The organism is Pedobacter cryoconitis, from assembly GCF_003259615.1.
GTDB lineage: Bacteria > Bacteroidota > Bacteroidia > Sphingobacteriales > Sphingobacteriaceae > Pedobacter > Pedobacter cryoconitis.
Window position 1 is genome coordinate 1 of sequence record NZ_QLLR01000027.1, and the last position, 15,568, is coordinate 15,568.

The 15,568-nt window shown below is 39.9% G+C and carries 15 protein-coding genes; 11 read left to right on the forward strand and 4 right to left on the reverse strand.

Annotation, left to right across the window (positions count from 1 at the left end):
• The 4 genes from LY11_RS20340 to LY11_RS20355 form a co-directional block, all read left to right on the forward strand.
• Nucleotides 1–294: IS3 family transposase (locus LY11_RS20340; RefSeq protein WP_146610880.1), on the forward strand; the 294-nt coding region annotated here is incomplete at its 5' end.
• Nucleotides 295–468: 174 nt separating this feature from the next.
• The gene (locus tag LY11_RS20345; protein ID WP_111635472.1) at nucleotides 469–927 is read left to right on the forward strand and encodes a GyrI-like domain-containing protein; all 459 of its coding nucleotides are present in this window, start codon (nucleotides 469–471) and stop codon (nucleotides 925–927) included.
• 54 nt (nucleotides 928–981) lie between these two features.
• Complete coding sequence (locus LY11_RS20350) at nucleotides 982–1,632, forward strand: hypothetical protein (protein WP_111635473.1); 651 nt, start codon at nucleotides 982–984, stop codon at nucleotides 1,630–1,632.
• Between the two features lie 98 nt (nucleotides 1,633–1,730).
• Nucleotides 1,731–1,985: a hypothetical protein gene (locus tag LY11_RS20355; RefSeq protein WP_146610881.1), complete on the forward strand. Its 255-nt coding sequence runs from the start codon at nucleotides 1,731–1,733 to the stop codon at nucleotides 1,983–1,985.
• Between the two features lie 300 nt (nucleotides 1,986–2,285).
• Here LY11_RS20355 and LY11_RS20360 read toward each other — a convergent pair whose 3' ends face one another.
• Nucleotides 2,286–3,107, reverse strand: coding sequence for a universal stress protein (locus LY11_RS20360; protein WP_245952845.1), 822 nt, complete (start codon nucleotides 3,105–3,107; stop codon nucleotides 2,286–2,288).
• Nucleotides 3,108–3,253: 146 nt separating this feature from the next.
• On the opposite strand from LY11_RS20360, the gene LY11_RS20365 reads away from it, so the two are divergent.
• The 4 genes from LY11_RS20365 (at nucleotide 3,254) to LY11_RS20380 (ending at nucleotide 6,534) form a co-directional block, all read left to right on the forward strand.
• The gene (locus LY11_RS20365) at nucleotides 3,254–3,928 is read left to right on the forward strand and encodes a FadR/GntR family transcriptional regulator (protein ID WP_111635476.1); all 675 of its coding nucleotides are present in this window, start codon (nucleotides 3,254–3,256) and stop codon (nucleotides 3,926–3,928) included.
• Between the two features lie 33 nt (nucleotides 3,929–3,961).
• Nucleotides 3,962–5,197 (forward strand): MFS transporter, encoded by a 1,236-nt coding sequence (locus LY11_RS20370; protein ID WP_111635477.1) that lies wholly within the window; start codon nucleotides 3,962–3,964, stop codon nucleotides 5,195–5,197.
• 13 nt (nucleotides 5,198–5,210) lie between these two features.
• On the forward strand, nucleotides 5,211–5,672 hold the full coding sequence (locus tag LY11_RS20375) for a GNAT family N-acetyltransferase (protein WP_111635532.1): 462 nt from the start codon (nucleotides 5,211–5,213) through the stop codon (nucleotides 5,670–5,672).
• A 67-nt stretch (nucleotides 5,673–5,739) separates the two neighbouring features.
• Nucleotides 5,740–6,534, forward strand: coding sequence for a hypothetical protein (locus tag LY11_RS20380; protein ID WP_111635478.1), 795 nt, complete (start codon nucleotides 5,740–5,742; stop codon nucleotides 6,532–6,534).
• Between the two features lie 52 nt (nucleotides 6,535–6,586).
• On the opposite strand, the gene LY11_RS20385 is transcribed toward LY11_RS20380, so the two are convergent.
• From LY11_RS20385 to LY11_RS20395, 3 genes are read right to left on the reverse strand one after another with little or no spacing between them, the layout of a single operon-like run.
• Entirely contained in the window at nucleotides 6,587–7,708 is a 1,122-nt protein-coding gene (locus LY11_RS20385; protein WP_111635479.1) for a TIGR03364 family FAD-dependent oxidoreductase, read from the reverse strand.
• Complete coding sequence (locus tag LY11_RS20390; RefSeq protein ID WP_111635480.1) at nucleotides 7,705–9,045, reverse strand: DUF5690 family protein; 1,341 nt, start codon at nucleotides 9,043–9,045, stop codon at nucleotides 7,705–7,707. Before LY11_RS20390 ends, LY11_RS20385 begins: the two co-directional genes overlap by 4 nt.
• Nucleotide 9,046: 1 nt before the next feature.
• Entirely contained in the window at nucleotides 9,047–9,736 is a 690-nt protein-coding gene (locus LY11_RS20395) for an HAD family hydrolase (protein ID WP_111635481.1), read from the reverse strand.
• A 110-nt stretch (nucleotides 9,737–9,846) separates the two neighbouring features.
• Between LY11_RS20395 and LY11_RS20400 the strand changes: the two genes are divergently transcribed.
• From LY11_RS20400 to LY11_RS20410, 3 genes are all read left to right on the forward strand, one after another.
• A complete protein-coding gene (locus tag LY11_RS20400) occupies nucleotides 9,847–11,244 on the forward strand; it encodes a sensor histidine kinase (protein ID WP_111635482.1) in 1,398 nt (465 codons plus the stop codon).
• Nucleotides 11,245–11,287: 43 nt separating this feature from the next.
• Entirely contained in the window at nucleotides 11,288–12,949 is a 1,662-nt protein-coding gene (locus LY11_RS20405; RefSeq protein WP_111635483.1) for an FAD-dependent oxidoreductase, read from the forward strand.
• 236 nt (nucleotides 12,950–13,185) lie between these two features.
• Nucleotides 13,186–15,567 (forward strand): phosphocholine-specific phospholipase C, encoded by a 2,382-nt coding sequence (locus LY11_RS20410; protein ID WP_111635484.1) that lies wholly within the window; start codon nucleotides 13,186–13,188, stop codon nucleotides 15,565–15,567.
• The last annotated feature ends 1 nt before the right edge of the window (nucleotide 15,568 follow it).

Genomic DNA, 15,568 nt, shown 5'->3' on the forward strand with positions numbered 1-15,568 from the left:
GTTCAGTACGCTTGCAATGAGTTCAGTTGTTTACTGGAAAAAAATCCATTCATCATCAGGAGCATGAGTAGGAAAGGAAATTGCTGGGATAATGCAGTCGCTGAGAGCTTCTTTAAGACACTTAAAGCGGAGTGTGTATATCAGCATAAGTTCACTGACAAAGAGCAGGCAGCACTTATCGTATTTGAATATATCGAGACTTGGTACAACCGTAAAAGACTACATTCTGCACTGGGGTACTTGTCCCCAGAAGAATTTGGGAAAAACTTAAATAAACAAAATATTGCCGCTTAACTAAATGTCAACTTTAATGTTGCAATTCCACTAAACAAAAATTAAGCCATATGTAATACTTAAAGAGCTTTAGAAGCGTCGCAGGCAAATAGAAAAAGAACAAATTGGTTTTTACGCTGCTGACATAGGGTTGTCACGAACGCCACTATTTTTGCTGCTTAACAAATAGAAAAAATGGATAATATAAAAATCGGCTCCTTCCACATCATTGGTATTTCAGTGCGTACAACTAATGAAAACGGGCAATCAGCTAAAGATATTCCTGTACTTTGGGAGAAGTTTATGTCGGAAGGAATTCTTGATCAGATCCCAAACAAAATTGACAATTCGCTCTACTGCATCTACACTGATTACGAAAAAGATCATACTAAACCTTATACCACTATTTTGGGCTGTAAAGTTGAAAACTTAAGTGAAGTTCCCAATCATATGGTTAGTAAAACAATCAAAGATGCAACTTATCAAAAGTTTGTGGCAGAAGGAAATTTAATGCAGGGGGCCGTTTATAATGAATGGACAAAGATTTGGAATTCAGAATCAGGAAGAACTTTTACCGCAGACTTTGAAGTATATGATGAGCGATCTCTGAATCCTGAAAACGCAGTGGTGGATATATTCGTTGCAGTTAAATAAGGGATTCCTTATTTAAAATAGGATACATTTGTTTTTTGTCCTAAAAGATTATTGATGAAACTCGAAACCATAGTAACTACATTGAGTATGATTGCGGCTGCCAGTGTATTTCTCTATTTAAAGAAAAGGTATAATCAGCGTTTATGGAATGAAGCCATGGCTAACCCTGATCATCAACTACAAACAGGAAGTTTTATTTTTTCAAAACGTAATGAGGTTCAATCCAAAGAAATACACTATTCCATATTTAAGGTGGTTAGAATAGATGGTGAGTACGTGAAACTTTCAAATATCAGGCAATTTCCCGGTAAAGGCAATTCCGTAAATACTAATTTTTTAATGACTGCTGAACACTATGAATCTATAAAAAATAACATCCAGCAAGTAGTTATTACCGGAATATTGGCGGAGGATTTATCTCAAAAGAGCAATTTAACCCTAACTGAAGACCTATTGCTCAAATATCCGGAATTGAATAAATCGGGATATTATTTTGAAGATCTTGCTTCGGATGAAAAGAATAAACCACTGCCTGCTGACGTCAGCGGATGCCAGCGTTATATGAACCAGATTTACTCTGCTGAACATATAATTAAAAATTGGCGTTTGCGTCTTTATTCATCAACAGACCTTCCCTCGCTGATGCCTTCTTTAGAAGCTGGCAGACGTGAAATTATCGAAGTGATCATTAATAAGAGAAATTAATAGTCAGATAATTAATTTTTATTTTCTTCAGGTGAATATTATTTTTTATTAGAATTAATAGGTAACTTAATGAATTAATTAACCTAAAACCTCTAACAATGAAAAGACTATTAATTGTTTGTATGCTGGCTACTGGATTTACTGTGAATGCAATGCCGATAACTTCTTATACTGTTCCTGTTGAGTATATGAATGCACATCAGATAAAAAAAGCAGGAAATGGCGGATTTATCTACATTGCTGAGGCAGAAGACAGGGATGAATATTTAAGCAATCACCCTGGATCAGTTTATTTAGGTATTGCTTATGTACCAAGTAACTGGGTGTTAAAAAGAGATCCGGGACCTCAATAAAATATAGGGTGATTAAATTCACCCTTTTTATTTAAGGGATTTCATTCAGGTAATCCACTTTCGTGGTTTTATGAACAGAGTCCGCTTTTGTTTTTTTTATTCCCTGAGAAGCTATAGGATCTTTTTTAACCATGGTTGTTTTCTGTTTTTCCTGACTCTGGCAACTATAAATAAACAGACTAAGAAATAGCAAACTCAATAGTGATATTTTCATATTCAAATATCGGCAATACCTTTCAATCGTTATAATTGATTGTTTTAATGGTATTGATTGTTAAAACCGATGATAAGTGCATGGTTTTATAAAGGAATAGAAAGCAAAGGGATGTCCAGTCCTGATGCCATCACGCGGGTTTTACTCCGATGGATAATGTTGGCCCAGAACCCATATTTCTTTGGAACCATAATTAGCAGGTCAGCCTGAAACTCTTTAATCTCTTTCTCTATTTCCCGGATGACCGTAATTGACTTTACATTTTTATAATAATAAGTAATGCCATCTAATCCATCATCCAGTGTATTCACTACCGATGAATGCTCATCCTCAGATCTCAAAACTTCCAGTTTTTGGTCCACATTAAAAATTTCGATGTGAGCATCCAGGTCTACAGCAACTTCCTTAATTCGCGCCAGTACTTTTTTAGATAATCCACGCAATACATCACAAGCAAAAAGAACTCTTTTAGTGCCTTCAAACCTTGCATTTATAGGTACAGCCAGTACAGGAAGTTTCAGATTCTTAATCGCAAAAGAAGTTGTATTTCCCCAGAGGTCCTGTTCCAGTGTCTTTTTTGGCATTCCTAAAACAACCAGTTCAGCTTTATATTTATGGATGACTTCCTTTAATTCATCCTCAATAAATGAAAAAGCACATTCATGGCCCACTTCGATCTGATAAGCATAAGAAAGAGAAAAAGATCTTTCCAGCAAGCGGATCTCATTTTCAATCATTAAAGCTTGAATACTGGAAGCTGGTAAAAGCGTATTCGCGGCATGAAACGGAATGACGAAGGAATTAAACAATATCAGTCTTGCATTTTTGTGCTTTGCAATTGCAGCAGCATATTCGACTGCATTCTCAGCAAGTATGGAAAAATCGGTTGCGGCAATTATAGTCATCATGATCAGCTGGCGTTTCAAAAAATTTACTCACATTACTTTACTTAAAAGTGGAATAAAATAAATTTGACATAATAAAAGCATATCAATTTTTTTATGCCCTTTACCAGATTAAAAAATAAATTTATACATTTGAATCATCAGATGATATGATGAATACTACAAATCTAATTTCCCGTAAATCTCTGGCCGACGAAGTCGCTGAAAAAATACAACAGCAAATCGCTTTTGGTACCTATAAAGTAGATGAAAAGCTACCTATAGAACCAGAACTGATGGCATCTTTCGGAGTTGGCCGCTCTACGATCAGAGAGGCTATCAAGATCCTGGCAAACTGCGGTTTGCTGAGAGTACAGCAAGGGATAGGCACTTTCGTAGAGAACTCAACAGGGATTAAAGAACCCTTATCCCAGCGGTTGAAACGTGCTGATTTCGAAGATTTGAATGAAGTGCGGCACTTGCTGGAAATGAAAGTTGCTGAAAAAGCGGCACTCAACAGGACAAAAGCTGACCTGGTGAAAATATACGACTGGCTCAAAAAACGAGATAAAGCAGCGAAGAACAATTTGCTGCAGGAATGTATCGATGCCGATATTCAGTTTCACATTTCTATTGCAGAAGCTTCGGGAAATGAAATTCTGATTGACTTATACAAATCAGTAGCTATTCATATGAGAAACTGGTTTTTGGAAGTTTATAAAGACACCAAAGCATTTAAAGATACCAGCCATCAGCACAAACAACTTGTTAAAAGTATTGAAGCTGGTGATGCAAAAAAAGCATGGAATAATTCGGCAAAAATCATAGGACATATTTCTCAATAATAATTTCATCGCAAAGATGAACTGACATAATTTATGGAAACCAATACAGCAACACTAGATCCCGGTACCAAAAAAGACATTATTCAAAAGACAATTTATCCGATTCTCTTTACGATCAGTTTTACGCATTTCCTAAACGACATGCTGCAGGCTGTTATCCCATCCGTTTATCCGCTTTTCAAAGCTGAGTTTAACTTATCATTTACCCAAATTGGTTTGATTACGTTAACTTATCAACTAACTGCATCACTCTTACAGCCTTTTGTAGGTCATTATTCTGACAAGAAGCCAAAACCTTATTCTTTAGCTATAGGTATGGGATTCACGCTGATCGGGCTGATCTTTGTCTCTATGGCGGCGAGTTTTGCGGCAATCCTGGTATCTGTTGGTTTTATCGGTATCGGTTCCTCCATCTTTCACCCTGAAGCATCCAGAGTTGCTCACCTGGCCTCGGGTGGTAAAAAGGGATTGGCACAGTCTATCTTTCAACTAGGCGGAAACGCAGGAAGTGCAATAGGCCCCTTGCTGGCTGCACTGATTGTTATTCCTTACGGACAATTTTATATTATCTGGTTCGGAATTGCTGCCGTTTTAGGTATCCTGATTTTATTTCAGATTGGGAAATGGTATAAAGGCCATCTAAATCTTAAAATTCAGGGAAAAGTTCAGAGTTCAGATGAACCTAAACATAACTTGACAAAAGGAAGAGTAATCGGTTCTATTGTAATCCTGTTGGTACTGATCTTTTCCAAGTACTTCTACATGGCTAGTATGACCAGTTACTTCACATTTTACCTGATTGACAAATTTCACGTTTCAGTTCAGGAATCACAACTTTACTTATTTGCTTTCTTAGCGGCTGTTGCTGCAGGAACGATGATTGGCGGGCCATTAGGTGACCGTTTCGGCAGAAAATATATTATCTGGATCTCTATTTTAGGAGTTGCACCATTTACACTGCTGCTGCCATATACCGGGTTATTTTTAACAGGAGTACTGGCGGTGGTGATCGGGGTAATTATCTCTTCTGCATTCTCAGCAATCCTTGTTTATGCGACAGAGCTGATTCCTGGAAAGGTAGGTATGATTGCCGGCCTGTTTTTCGGTTTCGCCTTTGGTATGGGTGGGGTAGGATCAGCTGTATTGGGTAAACTAGCCGATCAGACCAGCATTGAATATGTATTCAAGGTCTGTGCCTTCTTGCCACTGATTGGTATAATTACCGGCTTCCTCCCTGATATTGAGAAGAAGAAAAAGGCAGTCAGCTAACAGAAAATATTTTATGGAACAAATTATAATTAGAAAAGCGGCGCTCAGTGATCTGGATATATTACTGCAATTTGAACAAGGTGTCGTTGAAGCTGAACGCCCTTTTAATCCCGTATTAAAAGAATCGGGAGTTCATTATTACAATATCAACGAATTGATTACTGCCGATCATATCGAGCTTCTGGTTGCCCTGTCAGGTACTGAAGTTATTGGCTGCGGTTATGCCAGAATAGAAAGCGCAAAACCTTTCCTGAAATATGAGCGTTATGCCTATTTAGGCTTCATGTATGTGGTACCAGAACATCGGGGAAGAGGTGTAAATAAAGCAATTCTACAAGAACTTACTGCATGGTCTAAAGCAAAAGGCATTACCGAATTGAGGCTGGATGTCTATTCAGAGAATATAATTGCGGTTAATGCGTATGAAAAGGCAGGCTTTAAAAAACTTCATATTCAGATGCGGAGTGAGATTTAAATTATTATTTATAAACGATTTAGCTCATATTTGCCAAAAAAAAGATTTTTCCTGACCCTAAATTATTATGAAATTATCTCTAGTTGCCATTGCTTTAATAATTCTTTCTGCCGGATGTAGCCAGCAGGACCAAAAAGTGAAGAATTATACACCGAGAACCTTAACTAAAAACGAAGTCTTCAATGACTTTCCAACGAATGCCTCAGACTCCATTTCTGTTTTGAGTAACAATCAGGGAAAATTAGAAACCTTTAGTGCAAAATTCAGGGACAGTACCGTCCATATTCAGGCTGGTGCAGCTGACCAGAATAAAGATGCAACCAAATTTGTCTCTGCACAATTTATCAATCAGCAAAAAACAGCACTGCTGGTTCAGATCGCAGATAGCTCAGGTATGATTCCGCGTCCATTTCTGATTGCAGTAAAAGACGGTGTATTAGAAGTAATCAGTTTATACCGTCCATCTAAAGGGAAAGAAGATTTAAAGTTCAGCAAAGGCGTGAAGAAAATCGGAGCAACCGGTTACCTGGTTAACAATGATTTTTTCATTACCAATGTAACTGCTAAAGTATACCTGGTTAAAAGACAAAATGACGAAGAAAGGATTCAAGGAGACGTTTTATTGTTGTCACCAGATAAGCAGACTATTGTTTTTACTGCTAAAAATGTCCTGTACCAGGTTAATTACCGGACAGATGACGTGGTGAGTGAACCAATTGTTGCTGGCAGTCCTAAGGGGGATGAAGCCGCTTTTAATAACTGGATCACCACTAATTACGCCTTTACGAAAAATAAAAGAGGAAATACCTTCCTGAAATATCATGACGACAACAGGATCGTGGATATGAAAGAATTCAAATAAGAATAAAAAAGGACAGCAATCGCTGTCCTTTTTTATTGAAAATATGATCTGGTTAACCTCTTGACTCAATATACTGCTCACACAGTCCAAAAGATAAAGTCATTCCATTACCCCCTAAACCATTGATCACAGTAACTCCCGGTGCTGCCTCTGTAATCAACTCAGTAGCTCCATTAGTCATTTTAGGATAGATACCGTGCCACGACTGCAGCATCTTCCACTCCTTGAAATCGGCGAAAGTATGCAAATAATCAATAATCATACGATTGATAAATTCCTTATCAAAAGGATCATGGACTAAACCATACTCATGTGAATCCCCGATAGTCAGTTCCCCATTTCCATTTTGTGAAACCATCACATGAATACCCCAGTTTAAATGCGTTGCATACTCCTGTTCATATCTCTTGCGTAAAGCAGGTAACGAAGCTGCAGCCTGAAAACCCGGATAATGGATCATAGATAAACCACCGCAAAGAGAAGGACCAATACGCCATTCATCCGGCTGTGTTACTAAACGCATCATCTGTAACTTACATTTGGTAATTTCTGCAGCTGCAAATAATTCAGGATAAAGCGTTTCAAAATCAGCCCCGCTGCAAACAAAAATCTCATCTGCCTCCCAGCTCTGATTTCCTGAACTCACCTTAGGATGCTCAATCCGGCTGATAGCTGTATTCCAGTGAAAGACTACCCCATACTTTTCAGCCAGGTAAGCCGTTACCTGCCCAACAGCAACTCTGGATTCAATAATCATTTCCTCCGCACTCCATAAAGCACCTTTCAGCCCGTTGCTATTGATGGCGGGCGATTTTGCCAAAGCCTGTTCCGGCGTTAATAAACTACAATTACGATGCTGACGGTTAAGCTCCGCATACTCCTTCATCACCTGTAACTCATCCTCGTGATAAGCCACATGCAAAGAACCCACCTCATCATGCCATATTTTAGCCTCCGTACAAATCTCTTTCCAAATACTTCGGGATAACATTGCTCTTTCAAACATCGGGCCCGTAGCCTGTCCAATAGGCCATACCATACCGAAATTACGGATAGATGCACCGACTGCGCGTTCATTCCGCTCAATTACTGTGACTTTATAACCTCTGGTGGCCAGTGCGCGGGCAGTCGCTAAACCTACAATGCCTGCACCAATTACTATTGCTTTACTCATAATGATATGATATTAAACTGCTGCTGATTTCTTTGTTGTTCCTCAGCTTTTTTTTCTTTATTTCTATTCTTCTGCGCAGTTTGTAAAAAGTAAATCAGCGACAATACCGCGCTAATTACTCCCACAATCGCAACGAGCATTACACCCTCTTTAAAAAAGTTGCCCCAGCTAATATTAGGCCTTCCCAATTCTTTGACTAATAAAATGCTTACACTCGCTAAATAACCCGCAGCATCAGCTACATACATAATGAAGCCAGCATTGCTGCGATAATTGAAAGAAGCAATCATTCTTTCGAAAAATATAGCATTATAAGGGACATAAGCAAGATAAAGACCCAAACCAGCAGTTGTCATCCAGGCAATCGGGCTGATCATCCGGTGGTCAAAAAGATAAGTAGACATTCCGACCAGTAAACAACCTCCGATAATAAATAAATGAATAATGCTGAAAGCCTTAATGTTTTTCTTCACCAAAATCAGCAAGCTCATTGCAATTAAAACAATGATGGAAATGAATAAATCTATATGTGTATAAATACTATTGCTCTTTACCCCTAAATCTGCCCAGATTTCTACTTCAAAATTATCCCTCACATCACGCATAATCGTTAACAGCACATAAATAATCAATGTTAAAATGATACCCGGTAAAAAGCGGATCAGGAAATCCTTTCGTTCCTTAGCATTCATTGGCGTGCGTTCTACCCTTAACTTTTTATCCTCAGCAGTAGGAGGCGGCATTAATTCCAGGCAAAATACAAAAAGCAGCAGCGGAATAACAAAGATTGCTCCCGTAACAAAAGGCATGTTATACTCATTGATATGAAAATCTGTCAACAACGTACGGCCAATAGTTTTGACAAAACCAGAAGCGAATATTAAACTGATAGACATTACAGCAGCCATAAACTCCGTAGATTTTCTACCCTCCAGGTAACCGAATACCAGGCCCCAGATCATTCCCAGCGGGAAACCATTGATAAATAAGAAGGCAATGTTCCAGGGGGCAGGTACAAGCGCGAACCCTAACAAAGCAAGCCATGAAATTCCGATCAGTATCAGGATACTCTTACCCCGGTTATTTCCTTTGATTTCGGAGATAAAACGAATACCATAAAACTTACTTAACATATAGCCCATTACCTGTGCAATCACCAGCCATACTTTATAATCAAGATGCAGATACTGATGATCTGTAAAAGTACCCGCCGCAAATGCCTTACGAAAAGAATACATAGCTGTATAAGTGCCAAATGCAGCTAAAGCGGCCATGATAGAAAGCACAGCATAAGGTAATGTTGCGACTTGAGTACGCAGACGATCCATTAACTTCATATTATCCGTTTATTATGGTTAACACCTTTGCCATATCATCAATCAGGTGCGTAGGATGGTGAGAAGCTAACTCTTCATGGGTGAAAATTCCTGTAGTGATGCCCACCACATACCTGCAACCTGCATTTTGTCCTTCATGAATATCCACTTCGGTATCTCCTGCTTTAAGTACCTGTAATGGATCTGTAATTCCTGCAAGTTGCATTAAACGCTGAATCATCAAAGGATGCGGTCTGCCCAGTGTAACCTCATCCGATCCGATCAGGTAATCAATCACCCCTTTTTCTCTCCACTGTAACCTGTTTATAATGGCATCAGCAATATCCTTTGAAAACCCGGTATTAATCCCAACTTTTATTCCCTGTTCCCTTAAAGCTTTTAGCGTTTCCTCCACATTCGGAAGCGGCTCAATTGCAGGACCTGCAGTGTAAAAATTAAGCATTTGCTGCACAAAGTCAGCATGGATAACACTAATCAGTTGTGGAGTAATAGTTTCGGAAGCTAAACCCTGCATTTGCAGAAGCTGACCGATGGCCAGATTTTTTTCATAACCCATTAAAGGATTAATCTGTGCTAAATCAACCGCATGACCCTGTTTTGCCAAAGCTGCCTGAAGGGCTTTGCTCACTTCATGATTATCCTTGATTGTAGTACCGGCTATATCAAATACTGCTAGCTTAATGAGGCTCATAACTGCTTATCTTTTGTTTAGCAATACTAAACTTTGTTTATTAATAGCAAATAACCTCAATGTTAAGCTTTGGTAAACAATTGATTCATAAATTTAGCTAAATTTAGACCATGGATACGGTAACAGTTTTATGGCTTAAATCTCTCGATTTTTTTAGTAATGTTCCTGATGATCAGTTACAATGGTTTATTGACCATAGTGAAAATCAATTGCTGAAGGACGGCGATTACCTGACCCGGCCAGGCGATCCCATTCAAGGGCCCCATGTGCTGGTAGCAGGCAAACTGAGCCTTCATATGTTTCAAAATGGCTCCAAACGTGAATTTGTGATGTTCAATAAAGGAGATATTTCAGGTTATCTGCCCTATTCCCGGGGGAAGATTTCAGGAGGATATGCACAAGCCATTGGTGAAGTACAACTCTTGAGTTTCCGGACAGACAGCATCCAGGAAATGATTAAAGATCATTTTGAGCTCACGCAATCGCTCGTTCATGTCATGAGTAACCGGGTCAGAGAATTTACAGCTATGCAGCAGCAAAATGAAAAGATGATGGCGCTCGGTAAATTGAGTGCAGGTTTGGCACATGAGCTGAATAATCCTGCCTCAGCCATTGTACGGGACTCTATTTCACTGAAAGAACACTTAAGGATGGGGCCGGAAGTTTTCAAGAAAGTGGCAGCCATTACTATTGCCGAAGCTCAGATCGACAAATTAAATGAAGTATTATTCGGAATATTGGGCGTTAAAGAGAAACCTCTTTTAAACTTAAAACAGCGGATGGTGCTGGAAGATGAAATTGCAGACTGGTTTGAAGCGCAAAACGTAGAGAACAGTTACGCAATTGCAGAGAGCTTCGTTGACTTTAACTTTACTGTTGCTGACCTGGAAGCCTGTGCAGCACCAGTTGCTGAACATCTTTCCCCGGTTTTTAACTGGATTAGTAACCTGTTGATTACAGAGCGGATGGTCGAAGATATTCAGGAATCCTCTAAGAGAATAGCCGATCTGGTTAATTCCGTGAAAACATTCACCCATATGGACAGGGGAATGGATAAAGAATACGCAGATATTCATATTGGTATCCGCAATACACTCACCATGTTAGGTCATAAAATCAAGAAAGGGAATATTACAATAGTGGAAGATTACGATGAAACGCTTCCGCAAATCAAAGGCATGATCGGTGAATTGAACCAGGTCTGGACAAACCTGATTGATAACGCTATTGATGCGATGGAGTCCAATAAGAAAGGGACTTTAACCTTAAAAACAGAAAAGGACAGAGAATTTGTCAACGTCTTTATAATTGATGACGGGCCCGGTATTCCTGCCGATATTCTCTCTAGTATATTTGATCCCTTTTTTACCACTAAGCCTATGGGTAAAGGCACAGGAATGGGGCTTGAAGTGGTTCAAAGAATCATTCATCAGCACAATGGCAACGTTAAGGTTAAATCGGTACCGGGCCGAACGGAATTTACGGTATGTTTTCCATTGGAAAACTAATGGCTTGATCAGCCGTTTAACGAATTTTAAATTAGTATAAAAGATGAACCTTCCTATAATTTTTTCTATAGATGATGACCCGCAGGTTTTACGTGCAATCAGCCGTGACCTGAAAATAAAATACGGTAAAGAATATAAAATATTAAGTACCACTTCTGCTCAGGAAGCCTTAGACATGCTCACAGAACTTAAAAACAGTGCCGACGTGGTAGCTTTATTTTTATGTGACCAGCGGATGCCTGAAATGGAAGGCGTAGCTTTTCTGGAAAAGGCAATGCTGATCTATCCGGAAGCCAAACGTGTCTTGCTGACCGCTTATTCTGATACTGAAGCAGCAATTAAAGCTATCAATGACGTAAAGCTGGATTATTACCTGATTAAACCATGGGACCCGCCAGAAGATAAACTCTATCCCGTAATCAATGACCTGCTGGATGACTGGCAAGGTGATTATACACCTGAATTTAAGGGGATCAGGGTGGTCGGTTTTCAGTTCTCCCCCTTATCGCATGTGGTTAAAGACTATTTAGCCAGCAATTTGATTCCATACCGGTGGATGGATGTACAGACCAATCCTGATGCGGCGAGTTTATTAACGCTTAATAAGCTGACCAATGATGATCTGCCGATGGTTTTAATGGATGACGGCACATTTTTAACCAAACCATCTATTAAGGAAATAGCTGCTAAAATAGGAAAGAACCCGGAAATCATCCATGACATGTACGATGTGGTGATCATTGGTGCGGGGCCTGCAGGTTTAGCCGCAGCAGTTTATGGAGCTTCCGAAGGATTAAAAACATTAATGATTGAACGTAAAGCCCCCGGAGGACAGGCAGGAACAAGTTCAAGAATAGAAAATTACTTAGGTTTCCCGGCCGGACTAAGCGGAGCAGATCTGACCAGAAGGGCGATCAGTCAGGCCGTGCGCTTGGGTGCAGGGTTCTTATCTCCGCAATCTGTTAGCGATATTAAACAGAAAGATGGTTATAAAACTATCATCCTGGAAGACGGGCCGGAAATTATCAGCCGCTCGGTGATCATTACCACAGGCGTAGATTACCGTAAACTAGAGGTGAAAGGAGTTTCTGACCTGACAGGTGCTGGTATTTATTATGGTGCTGCTACAACAGAAGCCAGTGCTTGCCGGGACAAAAATGTGTATATCATTGGCGGAGGTAATTCTGCAGGACAAGCAGCAATGTATCTGTCAAAATTCGCTTGCAGTGTCAATATTGTCGTGCGCAAGAACGATTTAACCTCCACGATGTCCTCTTACCTGATTGATCAGATCGGGCATACCCCGAATGTGCATGTTTTAGGAAATACCGAAGTGATTGAAGCGAAAGGAGATAAGTGTTTAGAGAAATTGGTACTGATTAACGTAAAAACAAAAGAAACCAGGGAAGAAGAAGCTGCGGCACTATATATTTTTATTGGCGCTAAACCCTATACAGACTGGCTGAAACTGGATATACTGAAAGATGAAAAAGGCTTTATTGAAACTGGCCGTGAATTGAGAAATTATGAGAATTTCAATAAAACATGGAAACTGAAAAGAGATCCGTTTTTATTGGAAACCAGTTGTGCAGGTATTTTTGCCGCAGGCGATGTACGCTCGGGTGCCATGAACCGGGTGGCCTCTGCAGTAGGGGAAGGCTCTATGGCCATCAGCTTTGTCCACAAATACCTGGCTGAAGTTTAAACAGTTGCACGAACTTAAAAAAAAGGCTTTACCTGATCAGGAAAAGCCTTTTTTTTAAGTTTCAATGGCTGATTCATCCTTAGCCTGATTGATTTCGATTGTTTAACAAAGGCTTTACACTAAAGATTTATGTGGGCAATATCTTTGTTACAGCACATTAATTATAATAATTTCTTATAATTTGATACCTAAAATGTGCTCCATTAAATTGATACACCTAATTGTAATTAACAAAAATGAATTCCAGAAGAGACTTTTTAAAGAAAGCAGCAATGTTTTCTGGTGCTGCCGGTTTAGCGAACGTAATCCCGATGTCCATACAAAAAGCAATGGCGATTGAAGCAGATCCCGGAACCACTTTTTATGATGCAGAACACGTGGTATTCCTGATGCAGGAAAATCGTTCTTTTGATCATATGTTTGGTAAACTGAGCGGTGTACGCGGATTTAATGACCCGCGCGCAGCAATTCTGCCCAACCAAAATAAAGTATGGCTGCAACAAGACGCTTCTGGAAACACCTTTGCACCTTTCCACATAGATATTAACAAAACCAAGATCACCTGGCAAGGTGGCCTGCCACATTCCTGGAATGACCAGGTTGCCGCACGCAATAAAGGAAAATACGATAAATGGGTACCTGTAAAAACACTCATGACTTTAGGGCATTACGAGCGTACCGATATTCCTTTTTATTATGCTTTAGCAGATGCCTTTACCATTTGTGACCACAGTTTCTGTTCCTCACTCACCGGAACTACCCCAAACAGGTTGTTCTTCTGGTCGGGTACGATCCGTCCGGAGCAAAATGGAAAATCAATAGCAGTAGTGAATAACTCACAGGCAGAATCTCATTCTGGCACCTTTGTAGACTGGGATACTTTCCCCGAATTACTGGAAGACCACGGCGTATCCTGGAAAGTTTATCAAAACGAGCTCTGGACAGCAAATCTTCAAGATAAAAGAGTAGGGGATTGGGTGGATAACTATGGGGATAACCCGCTGGAATACGTGAAAAGATACAACGTCAAACTTTCTGCCTATTTCCGTAAACACGGTGACCAAACCAATAAAAAAGAGATTTTAACAGCAGAACAAGTGACTGCGAAATATAATAAACTCAGCCAGAAGGAGCGAAACCTGATCGACAAAGCATTTGCGACCAACATCAATATGCCGGGAGATTACCTGGAGCTGAAACCTTTCACCTATACCGATGACCAGGGGAAAAAGGAAACAGTTGATATTCCTGAAAATGATATTTTCCACCAGTTCAGAGCAGACGTAGACCAGGGGAAATTACCAGCTGTTTCCTGGTTGGTTGCCCCTCAGCGCTTTTCAGACCACACCAGTTCCCCTTTATATGGAACATGGTATGTGTCCGAGGCCATTGACATCCTGACTAAGAACCCTGAAGTCTGGAAAAAGACAATCTTTGTTTTAACTTATGATGAAAATGATGGCTATTTCGACCATATCCCTCCATTTGTAGCGCCGGACCCTAATGATCAGGAAACAGGAAAAGTTTCTGCCAAAATGAATATTGACGTAGAATGGGAAGCTAAAATGGGTAGTCCGCTAGGTTTAGGTTACCGCGTACCCATGCTCATCGCTTCGCCATGGAGTAAAGGAGGATATGTAAATTCACAAGTGTTTGACCATACCTCTTCCCAGCAATTCCTGGAGAAATTCTTAAGTAAAAAAACCGGTAAAAAGATCAAAAACAATAATATCAGTGATTGGAGAAGGGCTGTTTGCGGAGATCTGACCTCAGCTTTCAGGCCTTATAACGGAGAAAAAATAGTTAACCCTAAAGCACTGCAAAAAGAGGAAGTAGTAACCAGTATTCAAAATGCCAAGAATAAACCCGCTCAAGTTACCCCTAATGCACTGACAGCAGCGGAAATAGCAGCAATTAATACCCATGCGCCATTTTCTTTCGCATCGCCTGCAGCTATGCCCGTACAAGAAAAAGGAACAAGGAAAGCATGCGCCTTACCTTACCAATTATTTGCAGACGCTAATTTGAATGCAGAAAAAACAGCTGTAGAATTAAAATTTGAGTCTGGTAAAACAGGATTTGGACAACTGCTGGAGCCCGTAGGTTCAGCTTTCAACGTAACCTCCTTAAATCCCTATGCTGAAGTAGCTGGTAAAAACTGGGATTATGCAGTCAATGCCGGAGATCAGGTAACACAACAGCTTCCATTGAGTAAATTCAAAACTGGAAACTATAACCTGCTCGTTAGAGGGCCAAATGGATTTTTCAGACATTTCAAAGGCAGTAAAAATGATCCGGAGCTTACCGTAAACTGTACCTATGAAAAGTCCGGACTGCTTAAAGAAAAACTTAGTGGAAACGTCAATATAGTACTGGAAAATAAAGGGGACACAGCTTTAACGGTAGATATTAAACCGGGCGTATATGCAGGTAATCCGCAGAAAGTTCAGTTAAAACCCAAAAGTAAAGAACAGGTAGTGCTGAATCTTGAAAAGCACTCAGGCTGGTATGATTTTACCATTGTAACCGCCGAAGAAGCTTATAGCAGACAATATGCAGGACATGTGGAAACCGGTGAAGAGTCTGTTTCTGATCCTTACATGGCTGGAATCCTGTAAC

Excerpts from the sequence above, each read along its gene's own strand:
- LY11_RS20345 (WP_111635472.1), top strand. The coding sequence starts at position 469 with ATGGATAATATAAAAATCGGCTCCTTCCACATCATTGGTATTTCAGTG.
- LY11_RS20350 (WP_111635473.1), top strand. The coding sequence starts at position 982 with ATGAAACTCGAAACCATAGTAACTACATTGAGTATGATTGCGGCTGCC.
- LY11_RS20355 (WP_146610881.1), top strand. The coding sequence starts at position 1,731 with ATGAAAAGACTATTAATTGTTTGTATGCTGGCTACTGGATTTACTGTG.
- LY11_RS20360 (WP_245952845.1), bottom strand. The coding sequence starts at position 3,107 with ATGATGACTATAATTGCCGCAACCGATTTTTCCATACTTGCTGAGAAT.
- LY11_RS20365 (WP_111635476.1), top strand. The coding sequence starts at position 3,254 with ATGATGAATACTACAAATCTAATTTCCCGTAAATCTCTGGCCGACGAA.
- LY11_RS20370 (WP_111635477.1), top strand. The coding sequence starts at position 3,962 with ATGGAAACCAATACAGCAACACTAGATCCCGGTACCAAAAAAGACATT.
- LY11_RS20375 (WP_111635532.1), top strand. The coding sequence starts at position 5,211 with ATGGAACAAATTATAATTAGAAAAGCGGCGCTCAGTGATCTGGATATA.
- LY11_RS20380 (WP_111635478.1), top strand. The coding sequence starts at position 5,740 with ATGAAATTATCTCTAGTTGCCATTGCTTTAATAATTCTTTCTGCCGGA.
- LY11_RS20385 (WP_111635479.1), bottom strand. The coding sequence starts at position 7,708 with ATGAGTAAAGCAATAGTAATTGGTGCAGGCATTGTAGGTTTAGCGACT.
- LY11_RS20390 (WP_111635480.1), bottom strand. The coding sequence starts at position 9,045 with ATGAAGTTAATGGATCGTCTGCGTACTCAAGTCGCAACATTACCTTAT.
- LY11_RS20395 (WP_111635481.1), bottom strand. The coding sequence starts at position 9,736 with ATGAGCCTCATTAAGCTAGCAGTATTTGATATAGCCGGTACTACAATC.
- LY11_RS20400 (WP_111635482.1), top strand. The coding sequence starts at position 9,847 with ATGGATACGGTAACAGTTTTATGGCTTAAATCTCTCGATTTTTTTAGT.
- LY11_RS20405 (WP_111635483.1), top strand. The coding sequence starts at position 11,288 with ATGAACCTTCCTATAATTTTTTCTATAGATGATGACCCGCAGGTTTTA.
- LY11_RS20410 (WP_111635484.1), top strand. The coding sequence starts at position 13,186 with ATGAATTCCAGAAGAGACTTTTTAAAGAAAGCAGCAATGTTTTCTGGT.